Below are 15,520 nucleotides of genomic sequence, written 5' to 3'. Positions count from 1 at the left end.
ATTCGTCCCTTTACAAGGGAGAGTGATGTGTTTTTTTATTTTAAAGGAGGAAACTACATGAAGAAAATCTTTTCAGGCGTACAACCAACAGGAACTGTAACTCTGGGCAATTATATTGGAGCGTTCCGTCAATTCACCACATTGCAAGACGAATATGACTGTATTTTTTGTATCGTTGATCAACATGCTATTACCGTTCCACAAGACAGACTAGAACTGCGTAAAACCATTAGGTCTCTAGCTGCCCTTTATTTAGCAGCTGGGATAGACCCTAAGAAAGCCATTTTGTTTATCCAATCAGAGGTTCCTGCTCATGCTCAAGCAGGTTGGATGATGCAATGCATTTCTTATATTGGCGAACTTGAACGTATGACTCAATTTAAGGATAAATCTTCAGGAAAGGACGGCGTATCTGCTTCCCTTCTTACGTATCCACCACTGATGGCTGCTGACATCCTTCTTTACCAAACAGATATCGTACCTGTTGGTGATGATCAAAAGCAACATGTTGAACTAACACGTGACTTAGCAGAACGCTTTAATAAACGTTATAACGACGTCCTAACAATTCCAGAAATACGTTTACCTAAAAATGGAGCTCGCATTAAGGCTCTTCAGGATCCACTGAAAAAGATGAGTAAATCGGATCCCAATAAAAAATCTACGATTTCCTTATTAGATACTCCAAAAGAAATCGAGAAAAAAATTAAGAGTGCTGTAACAGATTCAGAAGGCGTCGTTGCTTACGATGTAGCCAACAAACCTGGCGTTTCGAATTTATTAACGATTGAAGCAGCCTTAACAAATGAAACTATTGAAGCGTTAGTAGCGAAGTATCAAGGCGTAGGCTACGGAGATTTTAAAGCATCCGTGGCTCAAGCAGTAATCGAACACTTACAGCCTATTCAGGAACGTTATGAAGCACTACTAACATCTGAAGAATTAGACATTATCTTAGATGAAGGTGCTCTTAAAGCTCAAGCAGTGGCGTCTAAAACACTTAAAAAAATGGAGAACGCGATGGGGTTGGGTAGAAAACGATAAGTGTAAGCAGAAAAAATGAACTTAGAAATATGATGAAATCAGGTGTCTGGAATATAAATAGCCAGACACTTTTCCATGTATAACCAAGCGATAAGTAATTTAAGTACAACAGAATTTGTAGCAGGCTCATCACAATGAGTATGTAACTGATCGTAAACACTAACCATTTTATCAATACAAGCATCCTTTTACACTACTATATGAAGCTGTCATTGTAAGTACGTCAAGTTAGTCCCATTTTCTTTTGTTAAATTATTTCTCTACATCCAAAAACCGACTCATCACGAAAAAATGAGTCGGTTTTCAATATGTGATTTTGTTTCCTTTAACAACGTTAGTTTATATTCAGCACAAAAAACCCGTGTCTATACTTTCGTATAGACACGGGTTTTCCTGTTATTCGAATTATTTAGAAGATTTAGCAGGATCTTCAGAAATTAATTCAACTTCGTTCCAATCAATTTTATCCGCGTAGTCAATATCGTAATTTTTCACGCTTTTATTAATCGGGCGTAATTCTAAACGGTATTGAGTTGGAATGATTGGTGCGTTTTCAGACATATATTCTTGCCATTCGCGGAATTTACCAGCACGGTATTCAGCATCGAAAGCTTCTGGAGAATCGATAGCAGCTAATATTCCTTCTAACTTCTCAGAAGTGTAACGGCTAAAGTTATATTGTGCAGTTTTTGAGTAAAGTCCTGATGGTGAAGGGTTAGTTCCTGTTCCCCATGCAGCCATAAAGATATCTACTTCAGGATCATCAGCTTCAATTTTGTCGTAGAAGCTGTTGAATTCGATTGTACGTCCTGTTGAAAGTGTTACATTTAAGCCGACATCTTTCCAGTTTTGCATATAGAATGATGCGATGTCTTCAGCGATATCGCCACCAGACATTGTAGCGAATTTAATTTCAAGTGGCTTGCCTTTTTTGTCTTCACGAAGTCCGTCACCATCAACGTCTTTATATCCAGCTTCATCTAATAATGCATTCGCTTTTTCTACGTCATAAGTGTAACCTTCTAATGAATCATCATAGAATGATTTGAATACTGGTGGGATTAAAGATGTTGCACGTTCACGTAAGTTGTTGTAATACACTTCTGAAACTTGTTCTACGTCGATTGCATAGCCCATTGCTTGACGAAGTTTTACGTCGCCCATTTTAGCGTCTGCATTCATGACAACTTCGCTCTTGTCTTTATCATATTTACCAAGTTTGAATCCAATATATTGGTAGTAAAGTTCGTTACGGCCAAGTACAGTAAGGTTATCAAAATCTTTAATTTCTAAATATTTATCAGTACTGAAAGTGTTAGCAGTCATATGATATTCCCCTGTTTGTAATGCCACAGAGATTGAAGTTGAAGGTACAGTTTTCACTAATACTGAATCAAGTTTCGGAGCACCTTTCCAGTAGTTTTCGTTTTTCACGAATTGTACTGATTCACCTGGTACGATTTTATCGAATTTGAATGCACCTAAAGTAACGATGTTTTTACGTACTGCATCTGATTCAAGTAAATCTTTAACTGGAATATCTTTTAGGATATGGCTTGGTTCAGCATAAGACCAAAGTCCATCACCAGAACTAAAAATAGCTGGAGATAATTTATTGAATGAAATTTCTAAAGTCTTTTCATCCACTTTCTTTAAACCTGAGATTGCATCTGCTTTTCCATCATGGTATTCAACAGCACCTACGATGTTTTGGAAATCAACATCATATCGTACTCCTGTGTAGTCCGGATGACCGATAATTAGGTATGGCTGCATTAAGTCTTCAATTTTAAGTGGTTCACCATCAGACCATTTAACTCCGTCTTTGATAGTAATTTTTACTTTATTATTATCTTGATCAACTTCCATACCAGCGATTCCATCTTTCGTTAATAAGAAGTCACCGTCTGTTTCAAAAATAAGGTTACTTGCGAAATCCATAATATCTGAATCATACGCGTCTTCATATAGAACTGATGAGAAAATTCCTTGGAAAGGTGAGTCATTTACTAGAGCTACTTTTAAAGTACCTCCTTTAATTACATCTCCTTCATTTTCAACATTCAACGGGAAGCTTCCTGTATCTACAACTTCTTCGTTTTCATTATCTTTTGCTGGTGAATCTTTCCCATCTGATTTTTCACCTTCACCGTTACATGCACCAAGTACGAGTACGAAAGCTAAAATTAATGCTAATAATGTCCAAAGCTTTTTGTTCATTCTTTTTCCTCCTTTTTTATCTCTTGTTCTATATATCAAACGTAAAACGTTTAATACCATTTTAATTTAGCTGTTACCCTAAACGTTGCTTCGCATCAGCAGATCGACGAATAGCTTGACCTACATAGTTGATGCCCAACATTAAGAAAAGAATGAGTAATGATGCTGGTAACCAAATCCACCACTTTTCAGATAACACAAGTGGATTGTTTGCATAACTTACCAAGGTTCCTAAACTCGGGGTCGAAGGTGGTAAACCGAATCCTAAATAGGAAAGACCCGTTTCGATTCCAACATTCCCTGCGAAGTTCAAAGTTAGTTCAACAATTAAAATGGAACTAAGATTTGGCATCATTTTTTTGAAAATGATAGCCGCATCACTTGTGCCCATCGTTTTCGAAGCATTGATATAGTCTCTTCGACTTTCGGAGAGTGCCTTGCTTCGAATCAGACGAGCTGTACCTGGCCATAAGAATACACTGACAATCAAAATAAAAATTGGAATATTGTATTTTGGCACAATCGTAACGAAGACAATAATAATCATCAAAGATGGAATCGTAATGAAGAAATCGATGATTCGCATAAAGATATTGTCTATCCATCCACCAAAATAACCCGTAGTCAAACCAATCATGATTCCTACTACACCTGTAAGTAAGGTAACTGCCATAGCAATTGCAATTGAGTTACGTGCTCCGATAATTAGTTGGCCTAAAATATCTCGACCACCTTGGTCAGCACCTAACAAGAACTTGTCTCCAGGTTCTGCGAATTTATCACGTAAACTAACACGCATCATTTGTTGCTGATCGATTAATAGAGACCAAATGAAAATCCCAACAATCACTACTATCAAAGCGATAAGTGAAAACATCGCGAGTTTATCTTTTTTAAATTCACGCATGATGACTTGAAATCCAGTAGGCGGAGAGCTTTCTGGATGTTCAGATTGAATCAATGCACTTTCTGTCTGCTCTTTCATGTATGTACACTCTCCTTAACCATTATTTTCGTCAATCTATCCTAATTCGTGGATCTACAATGCTCATAATAATATCGGATAATAGACTGCCTAATAATGTTAAGAATCCGTACAGCATAACCAAAGCAGTAATTACACTATAATCACGTCCAGAAATGGATTGAATGAATAACTGTCCCATTCCAGGATAGCCGAAAATTGTTTCAATAAAGATGGACCCACCAAGCAGACCCGTGATTGTAAAACCAAGGAATGCTGCAATTGGCAACAAAGAATTCCGGAAAATATGTCGTGAGTACACTTTATTTAAGGGAATCCCTTTACTACGTGCAGTACGGACATAGTCTTGAGACTTTGCATCAATTACTTCAGTACGTAAATATTGAATGACACCAGTAGTTCCAAGAACGGCATACGTAATGGCAGGTAACAGAAGATGATAGAATTTACTCCATATATAACCTAAGGAACCATTTTCATATTTGATATCAACCGTTCCGCTTGTCGGGAACCATTGGAGCTTGTATCCAAAAAGGAACAAGAATATTAGGGCTAAAACGAATACCGGAATGGCGTAACTGATAAAACTATAAAGTACAACCGTTTTATCTAAAAATGTATTCTGATAGCGTCCTGCTAGAACACCTAGCGGAATGGCAATTAAATACAGTAAAAACACACTTACTAAGGATAGCCATAATGTATTAAGTGCTCGATCCCCAATTAGGTCCGCTACTGCCACTTTATACGTATAACTCTTCCCAAAATCACCTTGAACTGCATTCATCATCCATGTTGCATATTGTTGATACCATGGATCATAAAAACCAGCTTGTTGACGTAATTCTTCTATTCGAGCCGGATCAGTATCTGGCGTTACCATTCCAGTAAAAGGATCCCCTGGCATAAATTTCGCCATAATAAAGATTAATAAACTTAAGACTAATAATTGTGGAATCATAACTAAAATACGTCGGATAATTGTTTTCCACATATCACATGACCCCCTCTTTATTTACCGTTTTCGCTACTGCATGCGTATCGGAAATAGACTGAAGATCATAAACGCGACCGTTTGCATCAAAGTATTGATGATTTTCAATTTGATAATTGTTCTCTACGTTAATACGTTCTACTTTACGTTCCACCCTACTCGCTGGCTCAATAGTTGGAATTGCTGACAATAAACGTTTTGTGTAAATATGCTGAGGCGATTGATAAATATCTTTCTTCGAACCAGACTCTACAAATCGTCCCTTATACATGATCGAAATATGGTCACACATATGTTTCACTACTCCAAGATCATGCGAGATAAACAAATAGCTTAATCCCAATTCAGCTTGTATATCTTTCAAGAAATTTAAAACCTGTGCTTGTACCGATAAGTCCAGTGCAGATACTGGTTCATCTGCAATAATGAGTTTTGGATTCGTTGCAATCGCTCGTGCTATTCCTATGCGCTGCTTTTGTCCACCCGAAAATTCATGAGGGTATTTCACTTTTGCATCCTCAGGCATTCCGACGATTGCTAATAGTTCATTGATTTTTCGTTTCTCTTCTAAATCGGAAAGGTTTAAAAAGTTACGGATTGGCTCAGCCAGGATATCTTGAACGCGTTTGCGCGGATTTAAGCTTGAATGTGCATCCTGGAAAATCATTTGGATATCTCGATTGTACGAAGAATTACGTTGGCGACGCTGGTTCGTCACATCTTTTCCTTCGTAAATGATTTGTCCAGACGTTATTTTCTCGAGACCTATTATCGCTTTACCAGTTGTTGATTTTCCACAACCAGATTCCCCTACTAGCCCGTAGGTTTTACCTTTATCAAATTCCATATTTATGCCGTCTACAGCATGAACATAGTCAACGATTGTATTAAAGAATCCACCGCGTATCGGATAATGCACGCGCAAATCTTTTATTTCCATAAAACTCATAACAAGCTTCCCCCTTCTTCCCCTTTGAAGTGAAAGTGGTTCCAGCAGGTACATCGAACAAAATGTCCTGGTGCTATTTCGTGAAGTTGTGGTTCTGTTTCGTGTGCCTCAGCCGGAATCCAAGGAATCCGTGGAGCAAAGCGACAGCCATTTCGCGGTAAGTTCACTAATGATGGTACTAAACCTTGAATGACTTCTAATTTTTCGTTTTCACTATGTGTTTGTGGAATTGAGTTTAATAAAGATCTTGTATAGGGATGTGCAGGATTATTAAATAATTCTTCAACGGGAGCCTCTTCAATAATTTGCCCCGCATACATTACAGCTACTCGATCGGCCACTTCCGCTACTACACCTAAGTCATGTGTAATCAAGATAATGCCAGATTCTGTTTCAGCCTGTAAATCTTTGAGTAAATCCAAGATTTGCGCTTGAATCGTAACGTCTAAAGCAGTGGTAGGTTCGTCTGCAATAATGATGGACGGCTTACAAGATATGGCAATGGCGATAATAACACGTTGACGCATACCACCAGAAAGCTGATGGGGAAATTGTTTTAAAACTCTTTGCGGATTAGGAATTCCAACTTGATTCAGAAGTTCAATGACACGATGAGATCTCTCGATTCTGGACATCCTCGTGTGATAAATTAGCGCTTCCTCAATTTGATCGCCTATTCGCATCAATGGATTTAATGCGGACAATGGATCCTGAAAGATCATCCCTATATCGTTACCTCGTACATTATTCAGTTTTTCATCTGTCAATGTAGCAAGGTTAAGTCCTTTAAATTGGATTTCACCCGTTATTTTGGTGTTGTTATGATCGTGAAGGCCAATTATGGATGTTGCTAAAGTACTTTTTCCGCATCCTGATTCTCCAACAATCGCTAAGATTTCGTTTTTCTTTAAATGAATTGAGACTCCGTCTACTGCATTAAAATATTTATCTTTCACTCTGAAACCAGTATGTAAATTATTAATAGTCAAAAGTTCTTGAGTCGGTTTCAAACAATTACTCCTCTCATGCTTATTCTAAGATGTGGCGAAACACTTATTCTTTTAAAAATTTAAATTTTTCTGTTAATTGGTCATCTAGTTGTAAATTCTATTACAGAATTATTACAACCGCAACAACTTTTTTGATTTTTTCCTATTTTTACTTTATTTTGAAATGAAAAATATTCTAAAAAGTCAGAATCAACAAGGTGATGTTCCCATTATCGTTAAGATAGACAAAAATGTTATTACTTTGCCAATTTCCATTTAATTATAAAGTCTTTCGTGATATTCCAAGTAAATCTGGAGGAGTTGTTGGAATTGGGCAAAAAAAAATCTCCTCATTAAGAGGAGACCTTTACTATATTTTTTTAAATAAAAGTGATGCATTATGACCGCCAAAACCTAGAGAATTACTCATTGCATATTCAATCTCTTGATTGCGCGAAGCATTCGCAACATAATCCAAATCACAAATTGGGTCCGGGTTTTCTAAATTCATTGTTGGTGGCAAAATACTTTCTTGTAGAGCCAATGCTGTGAAAATAGCTTCAATTCCACCAGCTGCTCCAAGTAAATGTCCCGTCATAGATTTTGTTGAACTCATTGCAAGTTTATATGCATGTTCGCCAAATACGGTTTTTACTGCCATTGTTTCAAACTGATCATTGTACGGCGTACTTGTACCATGAGCATTAATATAATCTACTTGAGTAGGGTCAATTCCACCATCTGCAAGTGCTTGTTGCATGGCTCTAGCCGCTCCTTCGCCTTCAGGTGCCGGTGCCGTAATATGATGTGCATCACCAGTAGAACCATAGCCAATTATTTCAGCATACATTTTTGCTCCACGAGCTTTCGCATGTTCATACTCTTCCAAAATAACAATACCTGATCCTTCACCAATAACAAAACCATCACGTTTGGCATCAAAAGGACGTGAAGCTGTTTTAATATCTGTGTTAAGCGTAAGTGCAGTGTTGGAACAAAAACCAGCAACAGACATATTCGTGATAGGGGCTTCAGCTCCTCCAGAAATCATCACATCTGCTTCACCACGTTCAATTACCTTAAACGCATCACCTATTGAGTTAGTACCCGAGGCACAAGCGGTTACAGTACAAGAGTTCATCGCTTTAGCACCAAAATGAATGGACACTTGGCCAGCTGCCATATCTGGTATCATCATTGGTACGAAAAATGGACTCACTCGTCGATAGCCACGGTCTAGGAATGTACGGAACTGCGCTTCATACGTTTCCATTCCTCCGATTCCTGATCCAATCCAGACACCTGTACGAAGACCAAGTTCTGGTGTGATTTCTAAATTTGCATCTTTAACAGCCATAATCGAAGCAGCTAATGCAAAATGTGTAAAGCGGTCCATTTTACGCGCTTCTTTACGTTCGATATATGTTTCAATATCAAAATCTTTAACTTCTGCCGCTACTTTAGCAGGGAAATCATCTGGATTCACACGCGTCAAAGGACCAACGCCTGATCTACCTTCTTTAATCCCTTCCCAAGTCGATTCTATATTATTGCCAAGCGGAGTTATTGCTCCAACTCCTGTTATTACAACACGACGCTTTGTCATGATAATTTTCTCCCCTTCATGTGAAACTTAAAAGATTTAGTATATTAAAGTATCCCTATGGTAATTCCAAGTTTAGCGTTAGAAAAGAATTATTTTCCCCATTTTAAGCAGATGGCACCCCAAGTTAGTCCGCCACCAAATCCTACAAGGACAACTACATCATCGTCTTTCACTTTTCCTGCTAGTACTTCTTCTTTTAATGCTATCGGAATGGAAGCTGCAGATGTATTACCAAACTGCTTGATTGTAGTTGACATTTTTTCTTCAGGCAATCCAAGTCGTATTCTAGAAGATTCCATAATGCGAATATTGGCTTGGTGAGGCACTAAGAAATCTACTTCATCTTTTGATAAACCAGCTTTAGCGATTACATTTTCCGCTGATTCGCCCATTTGACGCACAGCGAATTTAAACACCTCACGTCCATTCATTTCAAGGAAAGGTCCATTCTGCACTAAATGTTTTCCGCCCGAACCATCAGCTCCAAGTTCGAATGATAAAATACCGCGTCCTTCAGAAACTTGACCAACGACAACTGCTCCAGCTCCGTCTCCAAATAATACAGCCGTATTACGATCATCATAGTTCGTGATTTTTGATAGTTTTTCCACACCCACTACTAAAACATATGGGTATGTGCCTGACTCAACAAACTGTTTTGCTGTAATAACGCCATACATAAAACCTGCACATGCAGCTGAAATATCCATCGCAGCAGCATTTTTTGCTCCTAATTTATCTTGTATCATCGTGGATACACTTGGAAATGGTTGATCTGGTGTAACCGTCGCGACTATAATTAAACCGATTTGATGTGCTTCTATGCCAGAGTCTCTTAGAGCGTCTTTTGCTGCTTCATACGCCATATCTGAGGTATTAACATCATCGTCCGCAATTCTTCGCTCTTCTATACCTGTACGTGTACGAATCCATTCATCTGTTGTATCCATTATTTTCTCTAAATCAAAGTTTGTAACCACTCGCTCTGGTACATATCTACCTAAACCGATAATCCCCACACTCATGAGACACCCTCATTTCTTTTATCATCTTATATTAGTACCTGGTAATAATAATAACGAATTTTTGTTGATATTTCAACACATCGTCATGAATTTGCCAAACTTCTACAGAGAATGCTAAAAGATTCTTTTTCTCAGTGGAACCATATGATATGATGATAAAAGTAAATAGTCTGTCTCGAGGTGAATCAATATGAAATTTATTATCACATTTATTTGGTCATTTCTACTTGTTACTACGCTTAACTATGTAGTAAGTTCAGTTTCAGCTGTACCATTTGATTTTCAATTAGGTGCAATTCTTTCGCTTGCCTTTGCAGTTCTTATTTTCGTAATTTCTGCAATTCTACCAGACGAGCCAGTGGTTCACGAAAACCACTAAAATTAAAAACGGCCTCTACTGAAGTTACTACTTCAGAGAGGCCGTTTTTTTAATTCACATATACTTCTACTTCACCATTCACAACGGTTACTTCAATCATACTCCCTGGGATTAATTCCCCACCCAGTAAAGCTTTTGCAACAGCGGTTTCGACATGTCGCTGGATAAAACGACGTAAAGGTCGCGCACCAAACGTTGCATCTGTTCCTTCAAGTACAACCCAATCAATTAATTGTGATGTGAAAGTTACGCTAATTTCTTGTTCTTTCAAACGGTTTGCCAATTGAGCTAAATACTTCTCTGTAATTGCAGTGAAGTGGGATTCATTTAACGAATGAAATAATACGATTTCATCCATTCTGTTTAATAATTCTGGTTTGAAATGTGAGCGAAGAGCTGACATTACTAATGATTCTGCTTGATCGCCACCTTCAAGTAAATATTGAGAACCAATATTTGATGTCAAAATTACCACAGTATTAGAGAAGTTGACCACACGTCCTTGACTATCAGTGATGCGTCCATCATCTAAAAGTTGAAGTAAAATATTTGCGACATCCGGGTGAGCTTTTTCAATTTCATCAAGTAAGACCACTGAATATGGATTGCGTCGAACCATTTCCGTTAGTTGGCCACCTTCTTCGTACCCAATGTATCCTGGAGGTGCTCCAATAAGTCGAGACACACTATGTTTTTCCATGTACTCAGACATGTCAATACGAATGAAATGATCTTCTGAATCAAACAAGTTGGCAGCTAATGCTTTCGCAAGTTCTGTTTTCCCGACTCCAGTTGGCCCAAGGAATAAGAAAGAACCAATCGGTTTTGATGGATCTTTAATACCTGCACGTGCTCTCCAAACTGCTTCCGTAACAAACTGGACTGCTTGATCTTGACCTACTACTCGTTCTTGTAATGTTTCTTTCAGACGAAGAAGTTTGTCACGCTCTCCTTCGACAAGTTTCGTAACAGGAATTCCAGTCCAACGAGACACAATCGAAGCAATTTCTTCTGATGTCACTTCTTCGCGAAGCAAGCGATTTTCTGAAGTCGCTTCAAGTTCCGCTTCAAGTTCTACAATTTCTTTTTCAAGTGTTGGAATCTTGCCATATCGCAATTCACCTGCTGTTTTATAGTCAGAACTGTTTTCAGCAATCTCTGCATCACGACGATATGTGTCTAAGATCTCGCGCTTTTTTTGAATTTGGTGAAGAGACTCTTTTTCTGTCGTCCATTGGTTACGCATCGATTCTGTAGAAGATTTCAAAGCATCAAGCTCATTACGCAAGTTAGCTAAACGTTGTTGACTTGCTTGATCTTTTTCTTTCATTAATGCTTGCTCTTCTATTTCAAGTTGCATCATCCGACGTGTCACTTCGTCAAGTTCTTGTGGCATTGAATCGATTTCAGTTCGAATCATCGCACAAGCTTCATCGACTAAATCAATTGCCTTATCTGGTAAAAACCGCTCTGTTAAATAACGATCCGATAACTGTGCGGCTGCGACGATTGCACGGTCATGAATACGAACCGCATGATGTAATTCAAAACGTTCTTTTAATCCGCGCAATATGGATACGGTATCTTCCACTGAAGGTTCCCGAACTAATACTTGTTGAAAGCGACGTTCTAATGCTTTGTCTTTTTCGATATATAGACGGTACTCATCAAGCGTGGTTGCACCTATACAATGCAATTCACCTCTTGCTAACATAGGTTTTAACATATTCCCTGCGTCCATAGCCCCTTCTGTTTTGCCAGCGCCGACAATGGTATGAATTTCATCAATGAAAAGAATAATACGCCCTTCACTGTCTTTCACTTCTTTTAATACCGCTTGTAAGCGTTCTTCAAATTCTCCACGATACTTTGCCCCAGCAATGAGTGAACTCATGTCTAATTCATAAATATCACGCTCTTTTAAGCCTTCTGGTACGTCTTTACGCACGATTCGCTGTGCTAATCCTTCAACAATCGCCGTTTTACCTACACCTGGCTCTCCAATAAGAACCGGATTGTTTTTTGTTTTTCTTGAAAGAATTCGAATGACATGACGTATTTCTTGGTCACGACCGATAACAGGGTCCATCTTTCCACTTCTAGCTAATTCCACTAAATTACGACCGTATAATTCTAATGGTTTTTTTTGTTCTTGTTGTTGCTGCATATTCATTACACTCCTTAGTTTGACCTTTTCTGACCTTTGAGTTAATTATACGATTTCACAATTAAATCTGTAAAGAATATTGAACTCGCTTGCTGGCATTCTGCTACACCTTGGTTTTTATTGGTTTCACTCATTTATTCAAAAAAAAACTCCACTCACTGATAATTCACAGTAAGTGGAGCATTATTAGTTTATTATCTAACACCTAGTGCCATTTTTGCGTAACGAGACATATTGTCTTTTGACCAACCTGGTGTCCATACGATCTTGACATCGACTTCTTTTACTTCTGGTAATTCATATAAAGAAGTTTTAACCATATCGACAATCATAGGTCCCATTGGGCAACCAAGTGATGTTAATGTCATAGTGACAACAGCAAAACCGTCTTCTGTCAACTCGACATCATAGACAAGGCCAAGGTTTACTATATCAATACCTAGTTCAGGGTCAATCACGTTTTCTAGTGCACCCATCATGCTATCGCGCATATCTTGCTCCATGTTCATACCCCTTTCAACTTTCGTATAAGTCCATCATAACAAATGCTTCTTATTCAGACAAATAGTGTGCAATGAAATCCGTGGATGCGAGCATCCCTTTTCTAGAAACAGCATGGCTTGCCGTTTTATCGGTCATAAATTGAAAACGTTGCGGATCATGTACGTACGATTTCTTTAACGCATTGAAAAAGTTGAAAGTCGGCTCATACGGAACCACATTATCTTGCATCCCATGCCAGAAAAATATAGGACGTCCATTTAATTTATTTGGGTTCAGTGTAATGTCGAATTTACGTAACGTTTCAAACATTTGTTTACGTTCAATATCTGTTATTGGCAATTTAAAGCCACGAGATTCAAACTGAGACATTTGCGCTTTGGCTAATTGTACATATCCAGGAGACCCCATCATTACAGCCGCAGTATCGATCCAAGGGTACACGTTTAAACAACCTAACGTAATAATTCCGCCCATGGAAGTTCCAGCAAGCCCAATCTTAGTATCACCTGAAATTATATTTCTATTAATGAGCTCATTTCTCAATATATTGATTTCTTCGATGGAAGTTAATATCGTTTCCCAAAATCGTAATGATAATTGGACTTCATCGAGAGGTTCCTGTCTTTCGCCATGTAGATGGGCGTCTGGTAGTAAAACCCTGAAGCCTTTTTCTGCTAATTGGTAGGCGTAGTGTAAATTATGCTCTTTTGCACTCGTGAAGCCATGTAGAAAAATCACAACAGGTACTTGTATATCTTTTTCTGATTCTTTATATACATGTAATAGTGGAATATGTCCCCACCGTTCATTTTCAACCTTCATACTTCCACTTCCTTTGCATCGTGTACTTATTATCCTAGCAAAACAAATGGCAAATTTCAAAATTGAAGTTACCTTTTTTTGACTAATAGCGGGTTGTGACGATACACTTTACTAAAGTAGGAAGGGAGTCCACATTTATGCAACCTCATTTAATCGTTTTAGATTTAGATGGAACCTTATTAACAGATGAAAAAGTCATTTCAGAAAAGACTTTACATACACTTTTTAAGGCTAGAGAACACGGTCATGAAATCATGATTGCTACTGGACGTCCATACCGTGCAAGTGAAGTTTATTACCATCAATTAAAAATGCAAACGCCAATCGTGAATTTTAATGGTGCTTTTGTTCATCACCCAACAGATCCCACTTGGAAGCCAATTCATGAGCCCATTAATCTTGGAATCGTAAATGAAGTGATCGATGCCATTCACGACTATAAATTTTATAACATTATTGCAGAAGTGATGGATGATGTTTATCTGCATTATCACGATGAAAAATTACTTGATATTTTCAGCTTTGGAAAACCACAGGTCACAACCGGAGACATCCGCAATTATTTGAAAACCGATCCGACTAGTTTACTAATTCATGCAAATGAACATGATGTACCTTCAATTCGTCAGCATCTTCACGATGTACATGCTGAAGTCATCGATCATAGACGATGGGGCGCACCTTGGCATGTTATTGAAATTGTACGAAGTGGTCTTAATAAAGCCGTTGGACTCGCTCACGTTTCAAAACACTTAAACATTCCACAACAAAATATTATTGCCTTTGGCGATGAAGATAATGATTTGGAAATGATTGAATATGCTGGCACTGGTGTCGCAATGGGAAATGCCATTTCACCACTGAAAAACATTGCCAATGAAGTAACTGCCTCAAATAATGAAGATGGTATTGCAGAATTCTTACAAGAGCGATTAAACTTATAGAAATAGAAATTTCCGGGGGGGAAAAAGATGAGAATATTTGCCGACAGTGCCTGTGATTTACCGAAATCTTATTTTGAAAAAAATCCGGTAACATTGATTCCATTACGGGTTCATATTGGTGAAACAGAATACTTAGATGTAATGACGATTGATTCTACACAAGTATATGAACAAATTCGACAAGGACAACAACCAAAAACTTCTCAAGCATCACCGGAACAATTCTTGAAGCTTTTTGAAGAAATGGCACAGTCCGGAGAAGAAGGCCTTTATATCGCTTTCTCTTCTGAACTTTCTGGAACTCATAATACGGCGGTCATGATTCGAGATCAAGTGAAAGAAGAGTTTCCAAATTTAAAGTTAACCATTATTGATTCAAAATGTGCCTCACTTGGGTATGGATTACTTGTAAAAGAAGCGGTTCGTTTACAACAACTTGGTGAACCTATAGAGAGAATCGTGGAAATTATTTCTTTTAAAGCTACACATATGGAACATTTATTTACAGTTGAAGATTTAGATTACATGGCTCGTGGTGGACGAGTCACGAAAACAAGTGCGATTATCGGGGGATTGTTAAATATTAAGCCCCTACTTCACGTGGAAAACGGCAAGCTTGTGCCAATTGAAAAGTTAAGAGGACGTAAAAAGGTCTTAAAACGTATTCTTGAAATCATGGAAGAACGAGGCGAAAGGCTTCATGAACAAACCATCGCTATCAGTCATGGGGATGATGAAGCATTTGCACTTGAAATGAAAGCTATGATTGAAGACACATTCCATCCAAAACAAATTGAAATTCATATAATCGGATCCGTAATTGGTGCCCATGTTGGACCTGGAACATTAGGTGTGTATTTTTCAAATCAATTACCGTCATAGGAAACGGAGC

14 protein-coding genes and 1 other annotated feature (1 of these 15 only partly in view) are annotated in these 15,520 nt (G+C 38.1%); of the genes, 4 read left to right on the top strand and 10 right to left on the bottom strand.

The features are described 5' to 3' along the window. Positions 1–13: a binding site (T-box leader), on the top strand (it extends 212 nt beyond the left edge of the window). Between the two features lie 44 nt (positions 14–57). Next, positions 58–1,044 carry a tryptophan--tRNA ligase gene (gene trpS, locus C8K15_RS00430; RefSeq protein ID WP_108584239.1) on the top strand — a complete coding sequence of 329 codons (987 nt, stop codon included), beginning with the start codon at positions 58–60 and terminating at the stop codon, positions 1,042–1,044. Positions 1,045–1,449: 405 nt separating this feature from the next. Here the strand turns inward: trpS and C8K15_RS00425 are convergent, their stop codons facing one another. From C8K15_RS00425 to C8K15_RS00395, 7 genes are all read right to left on the bottom strand, one after another. Next, the gene (locus C8K15_RS00425; RefSeq protein ID WP_108584237.1) at positions 1,450–3,264 is read right to left on the bottom strand and encodes an oligopeptide ABC transporter substrate-binding protein; all 1,815 of its coding nucleotides are present in this window, start codon (positions 3,262–3,264) and stop codon (positions 1,450–1,452) included. 73 nt (positions 3,265–3,337) lie between these two features. Further along, positions 3,338–4,249 (bottom strand): ABC transporter permease, encoded by a 912-nt coding sequence (locus C8K15_RS00420; RefSeq protein ID WP_108584236.1) that lies wholly within the window; start codon positions 4,247–4,249, stop codon positions 3,338–3,340. A gap of 31 nt (positions 4,250–4,280) precedes the next feature. Continuing rightward, positions 4,281–5,243 (bottom strand): oligopeptide ABC transporter permease, encoded by a 963-nt coding sequence (opp4B, locus tag C8K15_RS00415; protein ID WP_108584234.1) that lies wholly within the window; start codon positions 5,241–5,243, stop codon positions 4,281–4,283. Between the two features lies 1 nt (position 5,244). Then, positions 5,245–6,192, bottom strand: coding sequence for an ABC transporter ATP-binding protein (locus C8K15_RS00410; RefSeq protein WP_108584232.1), 948 nt, complete (start codon positions 6,190–6,192; stop codon positions 5,245–5,247). Then, positions 6,189–7,202, bottom strand: coding sequence for an ABC transporter ATP-binding protein (locus C8K15_RS00405; RefSeq protein ID WP_108584231.1), 1,014 nt, complete (start codon positions 7,200–7,202; stop codon positions 6,189–6,191). The genes C8K15_RS00410 and C8K15_RS00405 overlap by 4 nt, the downstream gene beginning before the upstream one ends. A 349-nt stretch (positions 7,203–7,551) precedes the next feature. Beyond that, positions 7,552–8,787, bottom strand: coding sequence for a beta-ketoacyl-ACP synthase II (fabF, locus tag C8K15_RS00400; protein WP_108584229.1), 1,236 nt, complete (start codon positions 8,785–8,787; stop codon positions 7,552–7,554). A gap of 89 nt (positions 8,788–8,876) precedes the next feature. Beyond that, positions 8,877–9,812: a beta-ketoacyl-ACP synthase III gene (locus C8K15_RS00395; RefSeq protein ID WP_108584228.1), complete on the bottom strand. Its 936-nt coding sequence runs from the start codon at positions 9,810–9,812 to the stop codon at positions 8,877–8,879. 190 nt (positions 9,813–10,002) lie between these two features. On the opposite strand from C8K15_RS00395, the gene C8K15_RS00390 reads away from it, so the two are divergent. Then, on the top strand, positions 10,003–10,191 hold the full coding sequence (locus C8K15_RS00390; RefSeq protein WP_108584226.1) for a YjzD family protein: 189 nt from the start codon (positions 10,003–10,005) through the stop codon (positions 10,189–10,191). A 49-nt stretch (positions 10,192–10,240) separates the two neighbouring features. Here the strand turns inward: C8K15_RS00390 and C8K15_RS00385 are convergent, their stop codons facing one another. The 3 genes from C8K15_RS00385 to C8K15_RS00375 form a co-directional block, all read right to left on the bottom strand. After that, positions 10,241–12,358 carry an ATP-dependent Clp protease ATP-binding subunit gene (locus tag C8K15_RS00385; RefSeq protein ID WP_108584224.1) on the bottom strand — a complete coding sequence of 706 codons (2,118 nt, stop codon included), beginning with the start codon at positions 12,356–12,358 and terminating at the stop codon, positions 10,241–10,243. 194 nt (positions 12,359–12,552) lie between these two features. Beyond that, positions 12,553–12,861, bottom strand: coding sequence for a metal-sulfur cluster assembly factor (locus C8K15_RS00380; protein WP_108584223.1), 309 nt, complete (start codon positions 12,859–12,861; stop codon positions 12,553–12,555). Positions 12,862–12,910: 49 nt separating this feature from the next. Next, the gene (locus C8K15_RS00375; protein ID WP_108584221.1) at positions 12,911–13,684 is read right to left on the bottom strand and encodes a serine aminopeptidase domain-containing protein; all 774 of its coding nucleotides are present in this window, start codon (positions 13,682–13,684) and stop codon (positions 12,911–12,913) included. A 137-nt stretch (positions 13,685–13,821) separates the two neighbouring features. Between C8K15_RS00375 and C8K15_RS00370 the strand changes: the two genes are divergently transcribed. Then, the gene (locus tag C8K15_RS00370) at positions 13,822–14,628 is read left to right on the top strand and encodes a Cof-type HAD-IIB family hydrolase (RefSeq protein ID WP_108584220.1); all 807 of its coding nucleotides are present in this window, start codon (positions 13,822–13,824) and stop codon (positions 14,626–14,628) included. A 27-nt stretch (positions 14,629–14,655) separates the two neighbouring features. After that, positions 14,656–15,510: a DegV family protein gene (locus C8K15_RS00365; protein ID WP_108584218.1), complete on the top strand. Its 855-nt coding sequence runs from the start codon at positions 14,656–14,658 to the stop codon at positions 15,508–15,510. Positions 15,511–15,520: the final 10 nt, after the last annotated feature.

It is taken from the genome of Paenisporosarcina sp. OV554, from assembly GCF_003058165.1.
GTDB lineage: Bacteria > Bacillota > Bacilli > Bacillales_A > Planococcaceae > Paenisporosarcina.
The sequence above is the reverse complement of the archived record's forward strand: the minus strand, read 5'-3'. Positions and strand labels throughout refer to the sequence as shown.

Excerpts from the sequence above, each read along its gene's own strand:
- fabF (WP_108584229.1), bottom strand. The coding sequence starts at position 8,787 with ATGACAAAGCGTCGTGTTGTAATAACAGGAGTTGGAGCAATAACTCCG.
- C8K15_RS00425 (WP_108584237.1), bottom strand. The coding sequence starts at position 3,264 with ATGAACAAAAAGCTTTGGACATTATTAGCATTAATTTTAGCTTTCGTA.
- C8K15_RS00375 (WP_108584221.1), bottom strand. The coding sequence starts at position 13,684 with ATGAAGGTTGAAAATGAACGGTGGGGACATATTCCACTATTACATGTA.
- C8K15_RS00390 (WP_108584226.1), top strand. The coding sequence starts at position 10,003 with ATGAAATTTATTATCACATTTATTTGGTCATTTCTACTTGTTACTACG.
- C8K15_RS00370 (WP_108584220.1), top strand. The coding sequence starts at position 13,822 with ATGCAACCTCATTTAATCGTTTTAGATTTAGATGGAACCTTATTAACA.
- opp4B (WP_108584234.1), bottom strand. The coding sequence starts at position 5,243 with ATGTGGAAAACAATTATCCGACGTATTTTAGTTATGATTCCACAATTA.
- C8K15_RS00395 (WP_108584228.1), bottom strand. The coding sequence starts at position 9,812 with ATGAGTGTGGGGATTATCGGTTTAGGTAGATATGTACCAGAGCGAGTG.
- C8K15_RS00365 (WP_108584218.1), top strand. The coding sequence starts at position 14,656 with ATGAGAATATTTGCCGACAGTGCCTGTGATTTACCGAAATCTTATTTT.
- C8K15_RS00410 (WP_108584232.1), bottom strand. The coding sequence starts at position 6,192 with ATGAGTTTTATGGAAATAAAAGATTTGCGCGTGCATTATCCGATACGC.
- C8K15_RS00385 (WP_108584224.1), bottom strand. The coding sequence starts at position 12,358 with ATGCAGCAACAACAAGAACAAAAAAAACCATTAGAATTATACGGTCGT.
- C8K15_RS00420 (WP_108584236.1), bottom strand. The coding sequence starts at position 4,249 with ATGAAAGAGCAGACAGAAAGTGCATTGATTCAATCTGAACATCCAGAA.
- trpS (WP_108584239.1), top strand. The coding sequence starts at position 58 with ATGAAGAAAATCTTTTCAGGCGTACAACCAACAGGAACTGTAACTCTG.
- C8K15_RS00380 (WP_108584223.1), bottom strand. The coding sequence starts at position 12,861 with ATGGAGCAAGATATGCGCGATAGCATGATGGGTGCACTAGAAAACGTG.